This window comes from Pedobacter sp. ASV12, assembly GCF_016429155.1.
Lineage (GTDB): Bacteria > Bacteroidota > Bacteroidia > Sphingobacteriales > Sphingobacteriaceae > Pedobacter.
In genome coordinates, this window is sequence record NZ_JAELUC010000286.1 from 1 (window position 1) to 470 (window position 470).

General features: G+C 48.3%; 1 protein-coding gene. It reads right to left on the bottom strand.

Features of this window, described 5'->3' with window-relative positions; all coding sequences use genetic code 11:
- Window positions 1-174 precede the first annotated feature (174 nt).
- Window positions 175-470: site-specific integrase (locus JHD69_RS20335; RefSeq protein ID WP_199142144.1), on the bottom strand; the 296-nt coding region annotated here is incomplete at its 5' end.

A 470-nucleotide genomic window follows, 5' to 3' on the forward strand; every position in this document is an offset into this window, starting at 1 on the left:
CCCCCCCCCCCCCCCCCCCCCCCCCCCCCCCCCCCCCTCTCCCCCCCCCCCCCCCCACCCCCCTCAACCCATGTCGTGGTTCGTCGGCAGCGTCAGATGTGTATAAGAGACAGATACAGATAGAGAAATCGAACAAATGATTGGCTATAGTCCGGATCAAATGTAAAATAATCCTCATTTAAGTTTCCGCCCCAAAGCCCTCATATCTTTCCCAACTTTAGCATCCAATACCTTGGCATAATGTTGTGTGGTTTTAAGGTCTTTATGTCCAAGCATTTTTGACACAGTCTCTATCGGTACGTTGTTGCTCAAAGTTACCGTTGTGGCAAATGTATGTCTGGCAATATGGAAGGTCAGCGTTTTATTTATGCCACATTGGTCGGCTATTTCCTTGAGGTAACTATTCATTTTCTGGTTGCTCAGTAAAGGCAATGCCATTCCCTTTAACTTGCAATCGGAATGTTCTTGGT